The organism is Novosphingobium sp. RL4 (assembly GCF_035658495.1).
Classification (GTDB): Bacteria; Pseudomonadota; Alphaproteobacteria; order Sphingomonadales; family Sphingomonadaceae; genus Novosphingobium.
On sequence record NZ_CP141944.1, the window covers coordinates 1674638 to 1689215 of the forward strand.

Annotated in this window: 14 protein-coding genes; 5 read left to right on the top strand and 9 right to left on the bottom strand. The window is 61.2% G+C overall.

Features of this window, described 5'->3' with window-relative positions:
* Positions 1 to 19 precede the first annotated feature (19 nt).
* Together U9J33_RS08125 and U9J33_RS08130 are read left to right on the top strand one after the other, a co-directional pair.
* A complete protein-coding gene (locus tag U9J33_RS08125) occupies positions 20 to 2554 on the top strand; it encodes a TonB-dependent receptor (RefSeq protein WP_324698897.1) in 2535 nt (844 codons plus the stop codon).
* The gene (locus U9J33_RS08130; protein WP_324698898.1) at positions 2548 to 4668 is read left to right on the top strand and encodes an Atxe2 family lasso peptide isopeptidase; all 2121 of its coding nucleotides are present in this window, start codon (positions 2548 to 2550) and stop codon (positions 4666 to 4668) included. Before U9J33_RS08125 ends, U9J33_RS08130 begins: the two co-directional genes overlap by 7 nt.
* Here the strand turns inward: U9J33_RS08130 and U9J33_RS08135 are convergent.
* From U9J33_RS08135 to U9J33_RS08150, 4 genes are all read right to left on the bottom strand, one after another.
* Complete coding sequence (locus U9J33_RS08135) at positions 4565 to 6397, bottom strand: asparagine synthase-related protein (RefSeq protein WP_324698900.1); 1833 nt, start codon at positions 6395 to 6397, stop codon at positions 4565 to 4567. The two genes, U9J33_RS08130 and U9J33_RS08135, sit on opposite strands and share 104 nt — an antisense overlap.
* Positions 6397 to 7044, bottom strand: coding sequence for a lasso peptide biosynthesis B2 protein (locus U9J33_RS08140; protein ID WP_324698901.1), 648 nt, complete (start codon positions 7042 to 7044; stop codon positions 6397 to 6399). Before U9J33_RS08140 ends, U9J33_RS08135 begins: the two co-directional genes overlap by 1 nt.
* A 70-nt stretch (positions 7045 to 7114) precedes the next feature.
* Complete coding sequence (locus U9J33_RS08145) at positions 7115 to 7234, bottom strand: benenodin family lasso peptide (protein ID WP_324698902.1); 120 nt, start codon at positions 7232 to 7234, stop codon at positions 7115 to 7117.
* 202 nt (positions 7235 to 7436) lie between these two features.
* Entirely contained in the window at positions 7437 to 7703 is a 267-nt protein-coding gene (locus U9J33_RS08150; RefSeq protein WP_324698903.1) for a hypothetical protein, read from the bottom strand.
* Between the two features lie 292 nt (positions 7704 to 7995).
* Between U9J33_RS08150 and U9J33_RS08155 the strand changes: the two genes are divergently transcribed.
* From U9J33_RS08155 to U9J33_RS08165, 3 genes are all read left to right on the top strand, one after another.
* Positions 7996 to 9147 (top strand): serine hydrolase domain-containing protein, encoded by a 1152-nt coding sequence (locus U9J33_RS08155; RefSeq protein WP_324698904.1) that lies wholly within the window; start codon positions 7996 to 7998, stop codon positions 9145 to 9147.
* Positions 9144 to 9638 carry a MarR family winged helix-turn-helix transcriptional regulator gene (locus U9J33_RS08160; protein ID WP_324698905.1) on the top strand — a complete coding sequence of 165 codons (495 nt, stop codon included), beginning with the start codon at positions 9144 to 9146 and terminating at the stop codon, positions 9636 to 9638. Before U9J33_RS08155 ends, U9J33_RS08160 begins: the two co-directional genes overlap by 4 nt.
* Positions 9639 to 9843: 205 nt before the next feature.
* Positions 9844 to 10971, top strand: coding sequence for an IS5 family transposase (locus U9J33_RS08165; protein WP_267225191.1), 1128 nt, complete (start codon positions 9844 to 9846; stop codon positions 10969 to 10971).
* Between the two features lie 451 nt (positions 10972 to 11422).
* Here the strand turns inward: U9J33_RS08165 and U9J33_RS08170 are convergent, their stop codons facing one another.
* From U9J33_RS08170 to U9J33_RS08190, 5 genes are all read right to left on the bottom strand, one after another.
* Positions 11423 to 11542: a benenodin family lasso peptide gene (locus U9J33_RS08170; RefSeq protein WP_324698906.1), complete on the bottom strand. Its 120-nt coding sequence runs from the start codon at positions 11540 to 11542 to the stop codon at positions 11423 to 11425.
* An 82-nt stretch (positions 11543 to 11624) separates the two neighbouring features.
* On the bottom strand, positions 11625 to 12254 hold the full coding sequence (locus tag U9J33_RS08175) for a GntR family transcriptional regulator (protein ID WP_324698907.1): 630 nt from the start codon (positions 12252 to 12254) through the stop codon (positions 11625 to 11627).
* The gene (locus U9J33_RS08180; protein ID WP_324698908.1) at positions 12251 to 13141 is read right to left on the bottom strand and encodes a phytanoyl-CoA dioxygenase family protein; all 891 of its coding nucleotides are present in this window, start codon (positions 13139 to 13141) and stop codon (positions 12251 to 12253) included. Before U9J33_RS08180 ends, U9J33_RS08175 begins: the two co-directional genes overlap by 4 nt.
* Positions 13131 to 13745: an acyl-homoserine-lactone synthase gene (locus tag U9J33_RS08185; RefSeq protein WP_324698909.1), complete on the bottom strand. Its 615-nt coding sequence runs from the start codon at positions 13743 to 13745 to the stop codon at positions 13131 to 13133. Before U9J33_RS08185 ends, U9J33_RS08180 begins: the two co-directional genes overlap by 11 nt.
* A gap of 76 nt (positions 13746 to 13821) precedes the next feature.
* Positions 13822 to 14571: a LuxR family transcriptional regulator gene (locus U9J33_RS08190; protein ID WP_324698910.1), complete on the bottom strand. Its 750-nt coding sequence runs from the start codon at positions 14569 to 14571 to the stop codon at positions 13822 to 13824.
* Between the last annotated feature and the right edge of the window lie 7 nt (positions 14572 to 14578).

The following is a 14578-nucleotide window of genomic DNA, read 5'->3' on the forward strand; positions in this document are numbered from 1 at the left end:
CGGGGACGGAGGCTCATAAGTGCGTTACCAATATTTGGCGTGCTGCAGCATAGCTGCGGCCGCGACGACCCTTTGCGCGCCTGTTTCGGCCAGAGCCGAGGCGCGCATCGAAGTTCATCTTCCAGCGCAATCAATGGCGGCATCGCTTCGTGATGTCGGTCGCCTGTTCGGGCGCAATGTGAGTGTCGACGAAGAGGCTGTGGCAGGTCGGGAAGCCGCTGCTGTCGACGGTAATCTCACATTCGAGGAAGCCTTGGCTGCGGTCCTTGCCGGAAGTGGCCTCAAGGCCAATTCCTCGCAAGGCGGGGCGGTCATTCATGGACTTGCGCAGAACGAGGGCGACAATGGTACCATCGTCGTCACCGGATCTCACATTCGCGGCGCGCCCGTCGCATCGACGACGCTGACGTACAATCGGGAGGAGATGCGCGACGCCGGTCAGTCGTCGGTCGCCGATGTCATCCGCGCCATTCCGCAGAACTTCGGGGGCGGACAAAATGCCGGGCTTGGATACAACGTTCCATCGGCGAGTGGCGCCGACCTCGATGGCGGTTCTTCGATCAACTTGCGCGGGCTCGGTAGCGATGCGACGCTGACGCTGCTGAATGGTCGCAGGATGAGCTACGCCGGTGCTGCACAGGCGGTCGATGTTTCAGCGATACCGTTTGGTGCGATCGAGCGGATCGATATCGTTCCGGACGGAGCTTCGGCACTGTTCGGCTCTGACGCCGTTGCTGGCGTTGCCAATATCATCCTGCGGCGTGGTTTCGATGGCCTCGATGCCAGCGCGCGGATCGGCGGATCGACTGATGGCGGCAATTTCCAGCAGCAGTACGGGGTCACTGCCGGTAAAGTCTGGAATTCAAGGAGCGCGACGTTCGCTTACGAATACGCGCGCACAACGGCCATCGAGGCGGATCAGCGATCCTATGCGGAAGACCGTGTTCCTGGACTGACTCTTTCGCCTTACTTGCGGCATCACAACGCTTCGTTGGTGCTGCGGCAGAACCTGCTGGGCAACCTGACTTTCGATCTCGACGCGCTCTATAACAGGCGATGGTGGGAGCAGACGATCCCGCTCAACGCGGCCGGCGATTTGTCGGTGAGCAGGGCGGACTTTACGCGCCCGTCAGAATCCTGGAGCGCCGCGCCGTCGCTGACCCTGGCTTTGCCAGCTGACTGGCTCGTGACCCTTGGTGGCAGTTATGGCTGGAACCGCTCGAAATTCGGTGGGACTTACGTCTATGGGACCACCAAAATCGATGCTTCGTCCGGCATCTACCGCAACGAGACTTCCAACATCGAGTTGTCGGGCAACGGCAAACTTGTTTCGGTTCCGGGCGGCGACATCAAGGCGGCTGTTGGCGTCGGCTATCGAAAGAGCACCTTCCAGCGCTCAGGTTCCAGCGCGAGTGCTTTTATCGATGCGTCGCAGGATAGTTACTACGCTTTCGGAGAATTGAGCGTGCCGGTCTTTGGTGCCGGGCAGGCACCGGCGCTGGGTCGAAGTCTCGATCTCAGTCTCGCGGCGCGCTACGAGCGCTATCCCGATGTCGATTCCGTGGTGACGCCGAAACTGGGGCTGATCTATGCGCCTAGCGCGGACGTTTCGCTCAAGGGAAGTTGGGGAAAATCGTTCCGGACGCCGACGCTCTATGAACAATTCAGGCCCGCCACGACTCTGCTCTATAATGCCTCGACACTCGGCGGCACCGGCGGTGGGACCGCAATTTACGTGTCGGGTGGCAATCCTGACCTCAAACCCGAACGGTCGACCAACTGGTCAGCGACCCTCGACTTGCATCCGCGGGGGTTGGCGGGCGCCAAGCTTCAGATCACCTATTTCGACATTCACTACCGTGATCGCATCGTCTCGCCGATCACCTACGCGTCGCAGTCGCTGTCGAACCCTGCCTATGCCGATTACATAACGCTTGATCCGAGCGCTGTCGAACAGGCGGCCGCCATCGCCAGGGGCGCGACCTTCACCAATTATACAGGGAGCGCGTACAATCCGAGCACGGTCGTTGCCATCGTCGACAATTCGAACGTCAACGCCGGGCGGCAAACCGTTCGCGGCGTGGATGTCCTTGCCAGCTATGAATTCGCGCTCGGCAAAGGAACGCTGCGCTCCGCCATCAATGGGAGTTATATCGACAGCAAGCAGCAGCTGAGTGCGGAACAAGCCGTCACCCCGTTAGCTGGAACGCTGTTCAATCCCCCTCATTTCCGGGGACGCGGCGAGATTTCGTGGAGCCGGGACGGACTCTCGCTGCTGGGCGCCTTCAACTACATCGGCCCGGTCCGCGACACACGTTCCACGCCCTCGGTTCGGGTCGCGGGCATGGTGCCCGTCGACTTTACGCTTCGCTATTCTCTCGATCACGCAAAGGGCGCGCTCTCCGGCATCGATCTGATTGCCTCGATCCAGAATGCCTTCAACGACAAGCCCAGTTCGATCGCGATCACGTCGTATTACGACACGCCTTACGACAGTACCAACTACTCGCCCTACGGCCGGGTCCTCAGCCTCACGGTGTCCAAGAAATGGTAAGTTTGTTCTCTGGTGGGCTCGCTCTGGCGGGCGCTTTCGTCTTGTCGAATCCGGCGCATGCCGCTTGCGACGATTTGCTTCCAACCGCTGCCGACACGCAAGCCAAGCCCCGAACCATCACGACGATGGATTTGGCTCGGCTCCGGGACATTGGGTATCCGGACGCCACCGGCGACGCCAGCAGTCCCTACGCCCTCTCACCGGACCGGACGTCGATAGCGTTCGTGATATCGCGGGGCGATCCTAAATCGAACCAGTACTGCTCGGCACTGGTCGTCATGCCGATCAGCGGCAATGGCGCGGCTCGGATCCTCGACCGGGGTGGTGCCATCCCCAGAATGTCCGCTCCGTTTCGTAATCTCTACATTACCACGGGCTTTCCGGAGCTTATCGTTCCGATCTGGTCTCCAGACGGCAAGTCGATCGCTTACCGCAAGCTGATCGATGGGGTTGTTCAGTTGGCGCGAGCCCGTGCCGACGGCAGCGGCGCGCAAGTGGCCACGCACGAAACGAGCAACGTAGAGGATTTCGTCTGGTCGGCTGACAGCGCGCGCCTGATCTATTTCACGCGGCCAGGCCGTCAGTTGGCGAAGGACAAGATAGCGCGGGAAGCGCCTTCGGGCTGGCTTTACGACAAGAGCATCCTGCCAATGCAATCGTGGGAGCCGCAACCCTGGGCTTCGGACCTCGTGCGCAAGAGCTTCGTGGCGGACCTGTCGTCGGGCGCGATCCGGCCCGCTTCCCCCGAGGAGGAAAAGGCGGTCACCGTGCCTCCTTCGCCTGGCGCGCCGTACGAAATGAGCGTCACAAACGAAGCCGGCAGCATGGCATGGACAGCGCCTGTCGGGACGCATCCCGCCGCCGATCGCAAGGTGTGGGCGCAGTTTCCCGACGGTGCAAAAATTCCCTGCAAGGGAGAAGGATGCGACGGCAGGATTTCCAGACTCTATTGGGAAAAGGGCGGGCAGTCGGTGGTCTACCTTGGCCTTGAGGGCTGGGACAGGGAGGAATACGTCCTCCACCGCTGGTTTCCCAAGACTGGTCGTCTCACCACCATTCTGCGGACAACCGATGCGCTTACGGGCTGCATCTTTGCAGGTTCAGAACTCATATGTGGCCGCGAGAACGCCACCACGCCCCGGCGCATCGTGGGGGTAAACCTTGCGTCGGGGCGGAGCCGCGTGATCTTCGACCCCAACCCGGAATTCGCTGCGTTCCGACTGGGCAGAGTCACCCGGCTCAAATTCTCGAGTGCCGCCGGACTACCTGCCTGGGGCGATCTTGTCCTCCCGCCTGACTATGACGGTAAGGGCAAGCTGCCACTCGTCATCGTGCAGTATCAGAGCAGAAGCTTCCTGAGGGGAGGGGTGGGCGACGATTACCCGATCTTTCCAATGGCAGCGAAGGGGCTGGCGGTATTGAGCTTCAATCGGCCGCCGGACGTTGCCGACAGCGATCCCTCGGTGAAAACCTGGGAAGAGAACCGCGCTGCCAGCCGGCGAAACTGGGCTGACCGAAGAAGCATTCTTTCGGCGCTGGAAGACGGGATCGATGCCGCGATAGCTACCGGCGTAATCGATCCGGAGCGCATTGGAATCAGCGGTCTGAGTGACGGAGCGTCGACGGTAGAGTTTGCGCTGGTCAATTCTCGGCGTTTCAAGGCGGCAGCGATGAGCACCTGTTGCGACGATCTCCTCACGCAGACCGTTTTGGGAGGATTTGCCTGGGGCGAGGAAAACCGGCGCGGCGGGATACCCGCGTCCGTCGATAACGATCGCGAATACTGGAAGCCTATTTCGCTTTCGATCAACGCTCGAAAGATCGATACCCCCATCCTCATGCAGGTTGCCGATCGAGAAGCATCACTCGGTTTGCCGGCGATGGGCGCGCTCGTAGAAGCCGACAAACCGCTGGAGGTTTTCGTCTTCGATGATGAATACCACAACAAGTGGCAGCCTGCGCACCGGCTGGCGATTTATGACCGCGATATCGACTGGTTCAGGTTCTGGCTCAGCGACTATCGGGATCCTGCGCCGGAGAAGCGAGGCCAGTATGCGCGTTGGGATATCCTCCGCGCGAAGGCCAAGTCGGCGGTGGCGACGACAAGTCCCTGATCTCTCGGGCCCATTTTTCGGCGTCCATTAATCTGACGATCCGGCCAAATTCCTGCCCCTGGAATGGGGCCGGATCGTCCAGTATCCTGAGCACCGAGGACGAGCATATCACGCCTTCGTTGGCGAGAAGGCCATCGAGCAGATTGTCGCGGATGTAAGACCGATTGGCTTCGAACATTCGAACTACGAAACTGTCGGGCATTCCCTTGCCGCGCCTCCAAACGACCTCATGCGGTAGGTTTCGATCGAATGCGCGCCGAGCGACGGCACGGTTGCAGCCGTTCTCGAACCAGTGCCAGCTTGGGATCGAGAGGCAATGCTCAATAAGCGGTTGCGAGACGAGCGGGGAAACAACCTTATCCTTGGTTCCGGCGGGACCATCCTCGATAAAGCTCTGGGCAGCTACCAGGAGAGCGATCTGGCCGGCACGACCCGGCAAGCGCTCCTCATTGTCGGCAAGCCAGGGATGCAATTTCCTATTGCGCGCCGTTTGCACTGCTGCGGGCGGTAGCAGACTACTGCTGGTGGACCAGCGATACGGGCGGGATCTGTGGGCGGCTCGAGACAAGGCCTTCCACGCGACGTGCCAGACCGATGCGTGGGCCATTTCACCGATTTCCTGACATGTTCGCCAAAAGGCGGTGAGGCTGTGTCCGCCGAGAAGGCAGTCGGCGGCTGGTGATGCAGACTGGAGTGAGCAGAACACATTGTCTCCGCCTCCGCCATCTACGATTGCGTCACATCCAAGCTCAGCGGCTACGGTCTGCGCATCCTGGAATAGGCGTTGCTCGAAACCTCGCGCCACCGGGCGCGGCAGGCGGGAGGCTGGGAGACTCTCGAGGCCCAGTGCCTGATCAGGCATATTCCTCTCTGTCAGCTCGCGGGCAGCAAAGCTCGCAACTGCGCGTGCGTAGTTTCGCTCATCGCCCGCAGCAGCGGGCGCCACGAGATTGAGGCATGCAAACTCACGGCCGCGTGCGGCGAGGCAAGCCGCAAGAATCGAGGAGTCGAGGCCGCCGGATAGCATGACGAGTGGATTGCTGGTTCTCGAGGTCTTTGCGGCAACGCAGCTGATCGCGAGCTCGCGAAGAATCTGCTCATTGAGGTCTGCGGCTGTGGCCCTCCTTGAACTCTGCGGAACCATCCAAGGTGACCACAAGGTCTCGTGCGTTGCGCTCTTGCCGGAGAATACGGCAACCTCGCCGCCTCGCACTTCGTGAACCCCCGTGATGCAGGTTTCGGCACTGCGCATGTCGCCCGCATAGAGTTGGAAAGCCACTCCGCCATAATCAACCGAGTTTGCCATGTCGGAGGCCCAGGCGAGCGTATCGATGTCGGAGGCAACGATGGTAGCGCCCGCGTTGCTGCGGTAAAGACAGGGCAGGGCGCCGAAAGGGCTGCGAAGCAGAAATGCCGCATCCTGCGCGCGGATTACGGCAACCCAATCACCCCAGTAGCGCTCGATCAGCCTGCGGCCGTTCGTCTGCAGAATTTTGTCGCACTCTTGCGGGGGCAGAACGGTAATCCGTTTCATCCGGTCGCGGCAGTAAACGGCGCCGACGATCAAGCCTGCATCGAGCAGTCGTATCGCTTCAACACCATGAGAGGCGCAAGCGAATAGGCCGGGGCGATCGATCGGGGCAGGAGAGGCGGCCACGATTGAACGCGATCTCAGCCTTGCTTGCTCTTCCTGCCCAAGATTGATGCCGATTGTGAACCGCTGAGCCATTACAGCACCGCGATCGGTGTGTAGTGGGCTGCGATCTCGAGACGTTCGTTCACCAGGACGTCTCGCCACTGCACCCAGGCGTGAGCTCTAAACGGCGGCATGCCGATACCGATTACGACGTCAGCAGCCGCGCCTGCGGCATAGAGGCTTCGCGCGACCGCAATTGCATAGGCAAGGCATCGGTCGTGCGACCCGATTAGCCCGATGCATCGGCGATATGCGTCGGCGATGACTGCGACCGCAAGGAGATCGGCTTGGTCCTCTGTCGGCTTTATCCTGACCATCGAGGCAAGCGTTTGGGCGAGGCCACGGCGCTGCAAACTGCTTTGGGCGTAAAGGAAACGGGCGCACATCCGGGCGAGAGCCAGCCGACCGCCCGAGGATGCATCCTGCTCAAGCGCACTGCGAAGTGCTGGCTTCTTGCTGCATTCGCGGAAGACAAAAGGGCTTGCCGCCCGTCTGACGATGCCCGTTTTTGCGAGAATGGCACGCTCGAATTCGGCGATAGGCTCGCCAGCGGAGGCTCTGCTGAAGACATTTTCGGCCTCGCGCGAGAGGCAGAAGTAACGGTCGGCTGGAATGTCGAGGAATACGATCCGATCAGCCAGCCGGCAGAATGTGAGACCCTCACGTAGAGACGTGGTCATGTAGGTAATCCCGGAAGCGAGGAGCGATCAGGGCGGAAGGATGCGCGGCATGCGCCGCGCATCCTCGTCGTCAGTCGTCCGAAAGGCCGGGCTGGTTCTGAGCAAGGACGAAGTCGCCGCCGGTGCCGATCGGGCCCTTGGTCTCGACGCTGGCAGTGCCAAGGTCGATCGTATCGCTTTCCTGTACCATGTCACATTCCTCGTTTGCTGCCGCGATATTGCGGCAGAGGAATGATGCTGCGATTCGCGAATTATAAAAAATTTATAATAACTTTATATTATTCGCTAAATCTGCTTTTAGTTCGAAAAATGCATTAGCTAATTGGATAAATGCGTCGCAGTTCGTGATTAGGCTATACTTATTGAGCTTTGGACTATGAGGATCTGTCATTTTAACTAATGGTGTCGCTGCGTCGCCGCGTTACCTTCCGGTTTGCGCCTTCTTTCACTGTCGCCGATTTGCGCACGGCGTCGAAGAAATCGAGAATGTCGGCATCGTGAAGCCTTAGGGCCTCGCTCCAACTGCTGGAATAAATCGCCCTGCCCTCCGGGACGCAGTCGGGATCGAACATCACAGGATGATGGTCGTACAACTCGCGGTCGTTGTGCTTGATGCAGTAGGCGGTCGTTCTAAGGCGTTCGAGACGATCCTTGTCCACTGCAAACCCTTGTCCTCGCAGTTTACCGTAGGCCTTGTTGCACCTGTACAAGGGCCGCTCTTCAGGACTTGTTCTTCATCTGACGACCACATATGTAGGCGCCTACATGAGCGGGGTGGTTTCGATGAGCGGTCGCATGACAAGAAGGGGGGTTATGGGCGGAGCCGTAGGACTGGGCGTGTTGAGCTGGGGCGGGCCTAGTCTCGCAGCGGGCGCCGGAGGCTCCATCGCCGCTCGTTTGGATGCCGCCGTGGAACAGGCGATAATAGATGCAGATTTCTCTGGCGCCTTGATGCTGAAACGCGGCGACCAGGTCGTCTATCAGCGCGCAGTGGGGCAGGCCGATCGGGTGTTCGGCGTGGCGAACCGCATCGCCGCGCGATTCAACGTCGCTTCCATCGGCAAGATGTTCACCGCCACGGCGATCCTGCGTCTGGCCGAACAAGGGCGAGTCGACCTGGACGCCCCGGTCCTCCGCTATCTGCCCGACTATCCGGCCCCAGCCATCGCCGGCCGGATCACGGCACGTCAGCTACTGTCGCACAGCTCTGGCATCGGAAACTACTGGGAGGCGATCGCGCAGAAGCCGTCCCAGGCCTTCGTCGAGACTCGCGACTTCCTGCCTTTGATCGCCGACCAGCCACTGGAGTTCACGCCCGGAGAGCGGTTCGGCTACTCCAACGGCGGCTATGTGATCCTGGGCTTGATCGTCGAGGCCTTGACCGGCGAAGTCTACGCAGATCACATCAGGCGCACGATCTTCGAGCCCCTTGGCATGAGCGGCAGCGGCGACTGGCCACTCGATCTCGTGGTGCCTAACCGGGCCGACGGCTACACACGCGACGAGGCCGTCCCTGGCGCTTGGCGCAACAACCTTTTCGTCAACCAGTTCCGGGGCGGTCCGGCGGGCGGCGGCTATTCGACCGTCGAGGACCTGTCGACCTTCATCGCCGCTCTGGGCGACGGTCGGCTCCTGTCGCCGCAGATGCGCGCCACCGCGACCGCTGGCCTGTTCGATCGGGGCCGCGGGCGTTACGGCCTGGGGTTCGTGGAGGAGACTGTCAACGGCCACCGCATGGTGGGCAACACCGGCGGCCATTTCGGCATCGCCGGCGAGGTTTGGGGCTATCAGAATCTGGGCTACACCTTCGCCATGCTGTCCAATGGCGAGGTCGATGGGTACTGGGCCATGAATGTTGCGGCGAAGGATATCCTGTGCGGACCCGGCCCGGCGACTGACGCCTATCATCTGGGCATGGCGATGGCCGTGGCGGCAAGGGACGTCAGCGTGGGCGCCGCCCGGACCCTGTTCGACACGAGGCCGCAGGGCCTGAAACCAAGCTCGGTCTTCGAGGTCGAGGCGGCGAAAGCCCGCCATCGCGGAAATCCGGCCGGCGCTGATCGGATCATGGCGATCGCCGCTATCGCCGAGCCCCCGACATGACCGATCTGAAGGGCGGCCACGGCGCGACCATAGGCGCCCAACTGCGCCGCTTGTCGGAGCGGATCGACCGCGATGTGAGCCGCGTCTACAAGCACTTGGGCATCACCTTCGAGCAGCGATGGTTCGGGGTCCTGAACCAGATCGTCGAGAACGGGCCGATGACGGTGGGCCATCTCGCCGCCGCCCTGAGGGTGACCCACGTCTCGGTCAGCCAGTCGCTGCGCTCACTGGAAGCGGCCGGCTATGTGCGGGCGCTGCCCGATCCCCTGGACGCGCGTCGTCGCAGACAATCCCTGACTGGAGAAGGCGAGGCGCTGGTTGCTCGCCTGACCCCCCTATGGCTCGCCATGAACAGCGAGGCTGAGGCCCTAAATCGCGAGGCGGATGACGTTGCCGCCCGGCTGAACCGGCTGGACGAGGCCCTGGACCGCAACACCTTGTACAACCGGCTGATCGCCGTGGTGGAGGTAATGGACAAAAATCAAGCGTAGTTGACGCTGACTGGAATGCGTTCGGATTTCGCCACGTTCAACAGGCACTTCGCGGCGCAACCAGCTCGTCCGCCAGACTCTACCAGCGCGCAGCGCCAAGTAGATGCGCTGCTGTCCAGCTTTAGCAGGCTGCGGAAAAAGGCGCTTGCCTTGATGTGGCATTGCTGATTCCAGGATCCCGTCGAGGGATGTTGAAGGGATCGGGATGCGCGGCGGTGATGAACGGAGCGAGGGGCTGTTCTCGTACGTGAGTTGCGAGGCTCGGGTGCCGGCGAACCATGCTCTTCGCGCGATCCGGGCGATTGTCGATGAAGCGCTCGAAGTGCTGTCCGCGGACTTCGACGGCCTGTATTCTCGTATCGGGAGGCCGTCGATCCCACCCGAGAAACTTCTTCGGGCCTTGCTCCTGCAGGCCTTCTATTCGATCCGCTCGGAACGCCAGTTGATGGAGCAGATGGACTACAACCTGCTCTTTCGCTGGTTCGTCGGCCTGGCGATGGATGCGCCGATCTGGGATGTCACGGTCTTCACCAAGAACCGCGAGAGGCTGCTGTCCGGGGACGTTGCCGCCAAGCTCCTGTCGGCCATCATCAACCAGCCACGCGTGCAGGCTCTTCTTTCGGACGATCATTTCTCGGTGGACGGCACGTTGATCGAAGCGTGGGCAAGCGCGAAAAGCTTCAGACCCAAGGATGAAGGCGGCCCCGGAGATGACGATGACGCCGGGTTGGCTTCCAGCCGCAGCGAGCAGGCAACAGCGCCGACCGACCGTAATGCCGAACGCGATTTTCGCGGCGAGAAGCGCAGCAATGCAACCCATGCATCGACCACAGATCCTGATGCCCGACTATTCAAGAAGGCGCGCGGCCAGGCAGCGAAGCTGTGCCACATGGGCCATGTCCTGATGGAGAACCGCAACGGCCTCGTCGTCGATGCGATCCTCACCCACGCCACCGGCACCGCCGAACGCGAGGCCGCGCTGACCATGTTGGGCCGCATGGAAGGACGCCACCGGATTACACTGGGCGCGGACAAGAACTACGACACCGCCGCCTTCGTCGCGGCGCTGCGCGAGATGGAGGTCACCCCGCACGTAGCCCAGAACAACACCAACCGGCGCTCCGCCATCGACAGGCGCACGACACGCCATCCCGGCTACGGCCTCTCCCAGAAAATCCGCAAGCGGATCGAGGAGGTGTTCGGATGGACGAAGACCTGCGGCACCATGCGAAAGACCCGCCATCGAGGCCAGGACCGCGTCGGATGGTCCTTTACGCTCACCGCTGCCGCCTACAACCTCATCAGACTGCCAAAACTTCTGGCCGCGGCCTAATCGTGTCGCTCACGTCACCACGACCGCGCCAACGTGGTCGGTATCTCCGAATTTCACCCTGAAACGAGCGACAGACCAGTCCCCCTCCTTCGAACGCAGATCGACGGTGACCACTGCGGCGCCTTTTTCCGCAGCCTGTTAGACGTCTCGGCATGTCCGCTCCCCACCGAGGCTGCGTGAAAACGTGCCTTCAGTTCTAATTGGAAGAGACCGTTTGAAAATTCGCCAAAGCGAATTTTGCGGCACCAGCCCACTCCTCCATCCGACTGCCCATCGTCTGTATACTGTTGGTGGGGGAGGGGGCGCTCAATCTTGTCGGAGCGTGTTTCCTGCCGCCAATGCAAGAAGCTTCCCATCGATAGCGAGGCAGTGGCTGCCAATCATCCGCGCCGTCAGGGAAGGTCGAGAATCGGGCGGTCGGATGCACGGCGGGGCCGTGCATCCTGGCGCGTCAGTCGTCGGACAAGCCCGGCATGTTCTGGCACAGGACCATGTCGCCGCCCTCTCCGAGCGAGCCTTTGGTTCCGATACTGGCGGCGCCCAGTTCGATCGTGTCGTCTTCGCGTTCCATGTCATTCTCCTCGCTATCTGCCGCGGAAATGCGGCACGAAAGGATGACCCGGTTTACAGAATATAAAAAATTTATAATAAGATTATAGATTTTCAGAAGTATTGTCTGATCTGTCGGAAATCTTGTAAATTGATGTAACCAGCTTTCTTGCGTTGCTTAGGCGGCGTGAATGATACTTGCGCAATTCACCGGTCAGGGTGGATCGAGGGTGCTGGGTGGCGCTTATAATGGTTTTGATTTCGGAACGTCGGTCTCCAAGCACCTGCGCTTCGGCTGAGCGAGCGACCATCAGGCGGTCATTGGCAGAGGCAATCTGTGCTGTGATCTCCGGGCGAGCCGATTTTTGCGCAATGGCGGCAAATAGCGACGCTGCATCGTTGGCGGCATTCGCCGGAATTCGACGCGTATCGTCGTCGCTGTATTTCCAGGTCGGTGAGGCCACCGCCAAGCGAAGCACTTCGAAGTTCCAGCGATAGAGGTCCATCAACATGACCTCCGTCATGACCGGCAGGTGGAAGCCGGTGTTCTTGCGCATTTCGACAACCCGCTCTCCAGCAAGACGAAGAAGTGCCTCGCGCACCGGTGTCACGCCGGCCGAGAGCTCTGCGCCGAGCTTGACTGGATCGAGCCGCTGGCCGGGGGCGATAGCCCCCGACAGGACCAGGCGCTTGACCTCTTCATAGGCAAGTTCAGCTCGTGTTCCGGCATTCATGTCGATCGGCCCTGATCTGCCGACCACTCCGCAAGGGCCTCCTCTTGATCCGGCCGCAGCGCATCGGTCGCGCCAGGGAGATCAGCGGGGTGCTGGCCGAGCAGAACCGAGGGGCACAGGCCCTCGTAGTTTCCGAGATTGGGCCGGTGCTGGGTGTAGCCGACAAGCGCCGCCAGTTCGGGCGAGAAGCGCCGGGCTATCGCGGGCGGATAGGCAAGCCACTGGTTTTCGTAGGGTTTGAGCCAACCCAGGCAGTAGCTCACGATCATGCCGCGGCGGACCATCTCGCTGCGATTTGTCCCGGCGCCGTGCAGCGGCGAGCCCAGAAACAGCAGGGCGTCGCCGGGCTGCATGTCGATCGCCACGGGATCTTGCGGCGGGTTTGCCTGAAGTGCGGCGGCGCCGTGGCTGCGGGGCCAGACGAGGGTGGTGCCGTTTTCTTTGTGGTAGGTCGTGAACGGCCACATGACGTTGACGAGGTATTCGATTTCGCCGGTGACGCCGCGCCACATGTCCTGATCGCGGTGCGGAAACTGTGCAGGCGCGCCGGGGTGGAGCGCGAGGCCCTGCGTGAGGTTGAGCTGGATAGTATCGCACCAGGGGGACAGGATGTGGTGAACGGCGCTGAGGATGGCCTCATGGCGAACGAAACGCTCGGCGAGCGGCGAGCGCAGCAGGACCCTGCCGAACCGCTTGGTCCTCGGCCCGTAGAACTCGCCGTTGCAGAATGGCGTGGTCTCGAATGCCGGAGCGAGATCCCGGTCGAGCGCATCCACTATGTTGGGATCGATAATGCCCCGCAGCACGGCATAGCCATGCGCCTTGAGGTCAGCTGCTATCATCGGCGAGAGGTGCTGCGCCATCGCGGGGGCGAGGTCAGTGGACATGTGCAATCTCCTTGGCGGCCTTGATTGGCGAGACACCGCCGCGTTCGAGGAGGCCCTGGGTCTCCTCGTCGATTTCAATGATCAGGGCGCCGAGGCGAGTCGTGCCCGAACGCCAGATCGGGCCGAGCGGCCGGCACCGCCAGCCGAAGACCAGGATCTGCTTGAGCCACGCCTCCTCGGCGATCCCGGTGTAGTGGGTGATTCCGTTGGCCAGCGCATGTTCGACAAGCGCGTGGACGAGTTCGTCACGGACGGCTCGGCGCTCTGCGCTGGAGAGCCTCGGGTCGAGGCAGAAGCGCGATATCTCCTGGCAATGCGGACCTCGGGGTACGCCGTTTTCGCAAAGCCAGGGGAACAGGGAATCGAGCAAGTGCGGCGCCTCGGTGGGAAGCAGGCGCGCCGAGGCACGATGCAGCGGCTTGCTGTCAGCAAGAACAATATACTTCGCATCCGGTGTATCGAATTGATCCAGTTCGTACCGTCCTGCGAGAGATGGAACATCCCACCCAAGGAGATCAATGAAGACGCGCTTGCGCGCCTCGAACATGCTTCGCAGGACGGAATGCTCCATCGCGTTTGGTAATTGGGAAATGTCGTGGATCACTTGGGCCTCCATGGATTGGAGGCTCGAGACTGAACCCGGGTTGGAACTAACTGTATCCTACAGGTGTAGGATACAGTTAGATGGGTACTTGGGCGTAACTGATCTCTCCACTGCGCAATGCGCGATAGGTGAGAGCGGCCCGGTCATGGACACCCAGCTTTCCAAAACTTTCGCTGACATGCTGCCTTGCCGTGTGCGGACTGATCCCGAGTATCTTGCCGGCTTCCTTGTTGCTTTTGCCTGCTGCCACGAGCCTCGCGATCTCGGCTTCGCGGTTGGTGAGAAGCGGTGCACGCGGCAACATCAGGAATACCTGCGGATCGAGGAATCGCCGCGCGACATCGAAGGCATAGAGCCCGATCAATTGGGCCAGGAGGAGATTGGGAGCCACCATGGTCCGGCCCGGTTTTACGGCAAACGAGCAGGATCCCATGTGTTCGCCGGGCAGGTGGAACGGAACGGTGAAGCCATCGCCGATCCCATGCTCCTCAGCCATCTTGAAGATATGGCGATCCTGGTCGCTGACGGGAATGAAATCGCCGATCCGGTGCCATCGGAACCCGAAACCGGCACGCTCGCTTGCGCGCTGGACCGGATCGGCCCCTCCAAGGCCGCTGGAATCGAAGAACTGGACCCACGCCTCGGGATAATTGTGCAGGCGCACGGCTCCCGGCACTCGGCAGCGCCAATCGACATGATGGGTAAGTGCGAAGTAGTCATAGCCCAGTTCGTGGGCCGTATGGGCCAGCACCTGATTGAGGTCGAAAAGATTTGCGGCGTCGTTTGCAGAGCGCATGAAGGCGCTGAACGTGTCGAAAATATGCATTGGCTGC